Raw genomic sequence first — 6,181 nt, 5'->3', positions numbered from 1 at the left:
TTCTTGCGCGTTTGGTGTATCCCAATCTTTTGTTTCTGCTTCTTTTTCCCATGCTTCTGCATGTGCATCTTCTGTTGCTTTACCTTCTTGTGCGTTTGGTGTATCCCAATCTTTTGTTTCTGCTTCTTTTTCCCATGCTTCTGCATGTGCATCTTCTGTTGCTTTACCTTCTTGTGCGTTTGGTGTATCCCAATCTTTTGCAGCTAATTCTTCTTTTGATTTAAATATGGCTTTAAATACTTTTCGCTCTACTTTATTATCACCTGAATCAGAAATAGGACTATCCCATCCTACAAACACACTACCTTCATCAGGAATCGGTGTAGGTGCACCAAAAGCGGAATCTTTCCATGTCGGATTATTTCTTACAAGATAAACTAATGCTTTTTCTACAGAAGTATAGTCATCTAAATGACCTGGTCCATCTGCTACAAATGCGATTGGTGTGTAATGATTTTTATCATATGAACGCGTAATATCTCTAGGATGCGGTCGAGCTGGATCATTATCATCTAACGGATGATTTACGTCACTAGGTACATATGAACCAATTAATAAATCTTTTGTACCGAATGCACCGAGATAAAAATTAACTGTCGGATATTCATTATCTTGAGGTAGCGCATTACGCCATTCTATAAATTCTGTATTGTCATCATTCGCTACAGGTGTAGGAATAATCAATCCACTTTCTTTTAATTGTTGCCATGTTTGGCCATGTTTTAAATAATAAACAATATTATTAGATACTTGACTACCAACAATAAAATGTCCGTTGTTTAACGCTTTGAAGAAAACAGGCGCGTAATCATCGCGATCGACTTGTTTTAAGCGCTCAGTTACTTCAACAGAAGTTGCATTTGTGAATGGTCCTATGACTGGAGGCGTGTTTCTGTATTTTTCTAAACCGATATGTGCTCTAAATGCGCGATCTCGCGTTACTTGCCCTTCTTTGGGTAAATCGTAAGACCAATATTTAAGATAGTAACCTTCGGGAATACTTACTTGTGGTAGTTGGAATGGTATGTCTTTCCAATTTGTTTGTTTTAAAACATAATAACCAAACGAAGACGTTTTCTGTCCTTCTGGCATAATTAATTGTGCGTTTGATTTAAAAGGATCATATAATTCAAAACTAATAGCGCTAAAATTGTTAGGATCAACAACCTGTTTATTATCTTTTAAATCCTTTTCATTTCGTGTGATATGGTCAACAGGACCGATATTTTGAACTTTTTCTTGCTCGGGGTGTGCTTCACGTTCTTCTTCAATAGGATGATGTTGGTGAATCTCTTCATGATGATGACCATCGTGTGCATGGCCAACATGTTCATGTGTATCATGTTCAACTTGAGGGCTTACTGTTTCAGTTTGAGGATTTACATGTGCATCATTATGGGGTGTTACTTCGGTAGCACCGTGATGTGCTTCCGTCTCTGTGGATACGTTATTTTCATTTTGCACTTTCGTATCTATGCTAGATTTGGGTTGCATTGCTACATTTTGAGACTTTTGTTGCGCCGATGGTTGTACTGTATTTACTGATTGAGGGCTATCAACATTTTGCTCAATTTCTGCTGAATTCGGGCCACTAGAGGATTCTCCACTGTTTTCTACACTATCAGCATATGCAGAATGGGATGATAATAAAATGCCGCTTGAAACAAGCATGGATGTAACAATAGTTTTCTTCATGATTTATCTCCTTTAATCGTAATGATTACGATTAATTATAGTCAATTGAATTTTGATAGTCAATATTATTTTTTTAAAAGATTGTAAAAGACTTACAATTGTGTTATTTTATTTACAATTTTATTATTTTAATAGTATCGCGTGTTTTCTTCCATCCCATATAAAAAAAGCACAGGGCCTTGACTCTATGTTAAAAGTCATGGCACTGTGCTTTTTTATATTTAAGGACCGAACTTATTTTTTCTTTTTCTTCACAACTTGTGTGTTTTTAGCTGATTTTGGCTTTTTTTCTTGTTCAAACTTTTTAATCAATGGTGCAACTTCTGCTTTTGCTTTTTTCCCATATACAACATTCGCTACGTGTGTTTGAACCACTAAGAATGCGGCAGAAACTGACCAATACAAACCTAATGCCGCAGCAGAACTTAACGAAATCCAAACAATCATGATTGGAGATATAATCATCATCATGTATCCCATTTGTCGTTGTTCAGGTGGCATATTAAAACTTGAAACATAAGCTTGAATAAAGTAAAGAACACCGGCAATAATGGTAATCCAAATATCAGGTTTGTCTAAATGGAACCATAGAAAATCCGAATACTTAGTTATGCCGCCACCAGATGGATATTTTAATACAAAGAACAGTGCCATAATAATCGGCATTTGTAAAATAAGAGGCAAACATCCCAACATACTGGCCATTGGATTCATATTGTATTTTTTATAAACTTGCATCATTTCTTGGTTGGCAGCCAATTTATCTTCTTGTGTACGTGCACGTTTTACTTTTTCTTGCGCTTCTGTAATTTCCGGCTTAGCTATTTTCATTTTCTCACGCATCATATGCATGTTTTTGTAATTAGACAACATAAAAGGTAAGAGTACAACACGCACCGCTAATACAATAATAATGATAGCTAAGCCATAATTATCACCTAATGTATGACCTAACCAGTGTATAAGTTTATCCATAGGTTGGACAAAGGTATTAAAAAAGAAACCGTCTCGGTTTTCAGGCTTACTATAATCACATCCAGCTAAAAATAAGACTACGCCTAGAAGCGTTGTCAGTAAAGCTTTGTTCTTCATTTTTCCACCTCTAAAGTAATATTCACATAAATGATATTTTATCATAGAAATTGGAATGGTGGAAATATATTCAAACATAAAAATGATTTTATTTGAAATATTGCATATAACGATTCACAGAGTTTTCAATATTTGTACTGTGTGTGATTGACGAAATTGTTGCGATACCATCGGCACCATTTTTAATAATAGACGACACATTTTCTTCAGTTATCCCACCTATAGCCACGATAGGAATATTTTCATCATATTCTCTCATCCGACGAATCATTTCAACACCGCCAGGTTTTTTGGCATCGCTTTTTGAACTCGTTTCATAGACAGGACCGACACCAATATAATCAACATGTGTTAAATCAGATTGATCATACTCTTCAAAGTTACCTACACTCAATCCTATAATTTTGTTTTTGAGCTTAGAATAGAATGAGGCTATTTTTTCATCATCTTGTCCTACATGGACACCATCAGCATCAATTTCTATCGCCAAATTAATATCATCATTGACGATGAAAGGCACTTTATAGGCACGACATAACCTTTGCAACTCTATAGCCTTCAACTTTTTCTCATTGCCTGATAGAGAAGAGGGTCCCTTTTCACGAAATTGGAACATTGTAATACCCGCCTCTAACGCTTCTTTAAGTATCGACTCAAGACTGCCCTCTTTCACATCTTGTGTTCCGGCAATAAAATAAATACGTAATTGCTTACGATCAAAACCCATTTTAAATCACTTCTCTCTTTTTGATCTCTAATTGGTAAGATTCAGCAGATGTTTGATTCAATGCATCAATAAAGGCGACAAGAAAAGTCCCTGGTAAATCTGCGCCTTCTCTAAGCTCAGCCTGTTCTGCAGCAATATTATAGAAAGATACTGCTTGTGTCAACTGTTCAATTGAAGGTGTTTCTTCTCCTAATAAAAAGCTTGCAATCACACCTCCAAGTAAACATCCAGCTCCTGTGATTTTAGTAAGGAGCGGCGTACCATTAGATAACATAACAATACCCTCTTTTTGAATAATAACATCGACTTGGCCAGAAATAACGATGGCAGTTTGATACTTTTTATACGCTTCTTGTGCGATTGTTACAACATCGATATCATGCGCACTATCCGTACCTTTCATCGTTGTTGTCGTATCGACTAAAGTCATTATTTCAGATGCATTACCTTTAATAACCGATACATCTATTTCCTCTAAGAAGCGTTGACAAAAATCTTTTCTAAATTGAGATGCGCCCACTGCAACCGGATCGAACACTATAGGCACGCCCTTCTTATTGGCTGTTTTTGCGATTTTTAACATGTCTTCACCGCGTTGCTTTGTCAATGTCCCAATATTAATTAATAACGCTTGCGCTACATTAAAAAAATCATCTGCTTCTTCCGGTGCTTCACTCATTGCAGGGCTTGCACCGACACTAATCAAACCGTTAGCCGTAAAGTTTTTAACAACATCATTTGTGTAACAAACAACTAAAGGATGTTGTGCTCTTAACTTTGATAAAAAATTCATATTAATCCCACCCATTGATTTTTTCATATGCAAAATGGTTCACCGGGCCACGCCCTTTTCCTATCTCAGGCGTATGTTTAATTGCCAACGAAATATATTTTTTCGCTTTAGCTACAGCCTCGAAAACCGACTTTCCTTTTGCTAATTCTGCTGTAATGACTGCCGAAAAAGTACAACCTGTCCCATGTGTGTGTTGTGTTGGGAAACGTTCACTTTTAAATTCATAGTGACCCTCTTTAGTAAATAAATGGTCAATAGCATCACCTTCTAAATGGCCACCTTTAATAATGACACCTTTAGAACCAATTTCTTGGATAAAATATTGACCTGCACGAAGAATTTTTTCTTCACTATCAATTGTCATTTGAACAATTTCTTCAGCTTCAGGAAGATTAGGTGTTGCAACATCTGCATAGGGTAATAATGATTCTTTTAAACTCTGACGTACACTTTGGTCCATTAATGAATCCCCACTTTTGGCGACCATCACGGGATCTATGACATAAGGAATATCAATCTTTTTCAAATAAATTTCGATTACTTCCATCATTTCCGGTGTAGGTATCATACCCGTTTTTAATGCATGTGGCTTTTCATCATTAAATACACTTTCTAATTGTTCTTCCAGCCATGCAGCATCTAAATTATGGATATGCTGAACACCTAAAGAATTTTGCGCTACAATACTTGTGATTGCTGCCATGCCATAAACGCCACAGGAATGAAAAGATTTCAAATCTGCCATTGCACCTGCGCCACCACTAGGATCCGTACCTGCAATTGTTAAAGCTATTTTTGGTTTTTCCATTTTTTACCCTCCAAATTCCCATTGTTCTAATTGATATGACATATTAAAGAAACGGCGTTCATGAGTCGTACTTTGTAGAAAATTTTGTCGTAAAGTTTTTTGAACTTGAGTAGAACTCGTTTCTGCATATTCATCTAACCATCGTTGAATGTATGACATTAAAGTGTCCATTTCTTGTGCATAAAATGCAAACCATGATTTCAATGGGTTTGAATTTGAAAAATCGTACTGTGCCATTGCACGTTTGCCAAGTTGTTGATAAACATATGGACATGGTGCCATAGCGGCAATCGTATATGCTACATTATCAAATGCAAAAGCATTGTAATACATATGTTTAATGTAATGATCAGCAGAGGGGTACCATTCCCCCTCAGCGATTATCGATTGATAATCTTCACCTACAAAATCAGCTAAAATATGATGCGGTTCCACTTCTCCTGAGCTTGCAAATTGAATTTGTTCAGTCAAAAACTGTATTTCTTCTTTTGAATTGACTTTAGGTATTAACAACGCGTATATTTTCGCAAACTCATTTAAATAGCGGGCGTCTGCACGTAAATAATGCTTAACTGCTGCTTTATGAATTTGTCCTGTAATTAGCCCTTGGATAAAATCATCATTATAAATATACTCAATAATTGGCTCTGCCTCTTGCATTAACTGTTCAGAAAAAGTCATTTTTTATTCTCCTTTGATATGAAAAAAGACCACTAAGAAAAGCAGCCTTGATAACATACCACGGTGAATGATGTTATACCGCTACTTCCCTACGTTGGTATCAACCAAATCAGGTTCGAAGGGTCTGAATTGCCATTCATCTCAGCCTTAAGGCGCCCCTAGTAGTCTTATTTATTTATACTTAATGTATCAAAAAGACTGTTTAATTTCAATTAGAGTCGACTTTTATTCTGAATATTCTATTTTAATAGTTTGATTAACCAATTATCAGCATGAACCTGTTGTTCTACTATTTGATACCGTTACTTATGTATTCTTCGCAGTTGATGTCTGGGTTGCGCTTTTCGCTTTTTTGCTCGGCGCAACCCTAGTCATCTTTGCTGGG

The 6,181-nt window shown here is 36.2% G+C and carries 5 protein-coding genes, 1 pseudogene and 1 riboswitch; all 6 genes and pseudogenes read right to left on the bottom strand.

What is annotated here, in order from left to right:
* Nucleotides 1–1,695 (bottom strand): annotated as a pseudogene (locus tag KM149_RS03940) (hypothetical protein); the annotation flags it as partial.
* Between the two features lie 234 nt (nucleotides 1,696–1,929).
* Complete coding sequence (yidC, locus tag KM149_RS03935) at nucleotides 1,930–2,787, bottom strand: membrane protein insertase YidC (protein ID WP_050330407.1); 858 nt, start codon at nucleotides 2,785–2,787, stop codon at nucleotides 1,930–1,932.
* An 88-nt stretch (nucleotides 2,788–2,875) separates the two neighbouring features.
* Nucleotides 2,876–3,514, bottom strand: coding sequence for a thiamine phosphate synthase (gene thiE, locus KM149_RS03930; RefSeq protein ID WP_050330405.1), 639 nt, complete (start codon nucleotides 3,512–3,514; stop codon nucleotides 2,876–2,878).
* Nucleotide 3,515: 1 nt separating this feature from the next.
* Complete coding sequence (gene thiM, locus KM149_RS03925) at nucleotides 3,516–4,307, bottom strand: hydroxyethylthiazole kinase (RefSeq protein ID WP_214972225.1); 792 nt, start codon at nucleotides 4,305–4,307, stop codon at nucleotides 3,516–3,518.
* A 1-nt stretch (nucleotide 4,308) separates the two neighbouring features.
* Entirely contained in the window at nucleotides 4,309–5,115 is an 807-nt protein-coding gene (thiD, locus tag KM149_RS03920; RefSeq protein WP_050330402.1) for a bifunctional hydroxymethylpyrimidine kinase/phosphomethylpyrimidine kinase, read from the bottom strand.
* Between the two features lie 3 nt (nucleotides 5,116–5,118).
* On the bottom strand, nucleotides 5,119–5,796 hold the full coding sequence (tenA, locus tag KM149_RS03915; RefSeq protein WP_214972220.1) for a thiaminase II: 678 nt from the start codon (nucleotides 5,794–5,796) through the stop codon (nucleotides 5,119–5,121).
* A 69-nt stretch (nucleotides 5,797–5,865) separates the two neighbouring features.
* Nucleotides 5,866–5,966, bottom strand: a riboswitch (TPP riboswitch).
* Nucleotides 5,967–6,181 lie beyond the last annotated feature (215 nt).

It is taken from the genome of Staphylococcus coagulans, from assembly GCF_022557135.1.
Taxonomy (GTDB): Bacteria; Bacillota; Bacilli; order Staphylococcales; family Staphylococcaceae; genus Staphylococcus; species Staphylococcus coagulans.
Note: the sequence above shows the minus strand (reverse complement) of the source record. Positions and strands in the feature narration are given on the sequence as shown.

Excerpts from the sequence above, each read along its gene's own strand:
- yidC (WP_050330407.1), bottom strand. The coding sequence starts at position 2,787 with ATGAAGAACAAAGCTTTACTGACAACGCTTCTAGGCGTAGTCTTATTT.
- thiM (WP_214972225.1), bottom strand. The coding sequence starts at position 4,307 with ATGAATTTTTTATCAAAGTTAAGAGCACAACATCCTTTAGTTGTTTGT.
- tenA (WP_214972220.1), bottom strand. The coding sequence starts at position 5,796 with ATGACTTTTTCTGAACAGTTAATGCAAGAGGCAGAGCCAATTATTGAG.
- thiD (WP_050330402.1), bottom strand. The coding sequence starts at position 5,115 with ATGGAAAAACCAAAAATAGCTTTAACAATTGCAGGTACGGATCCTAGT.
- thiE (WP_050330405.1), bottom strand. The coding sequence starts at position 3,514 with ATGGGTTTTGATCGTAAGCAATTACGTATTTATTTTATTGCCGGAACA.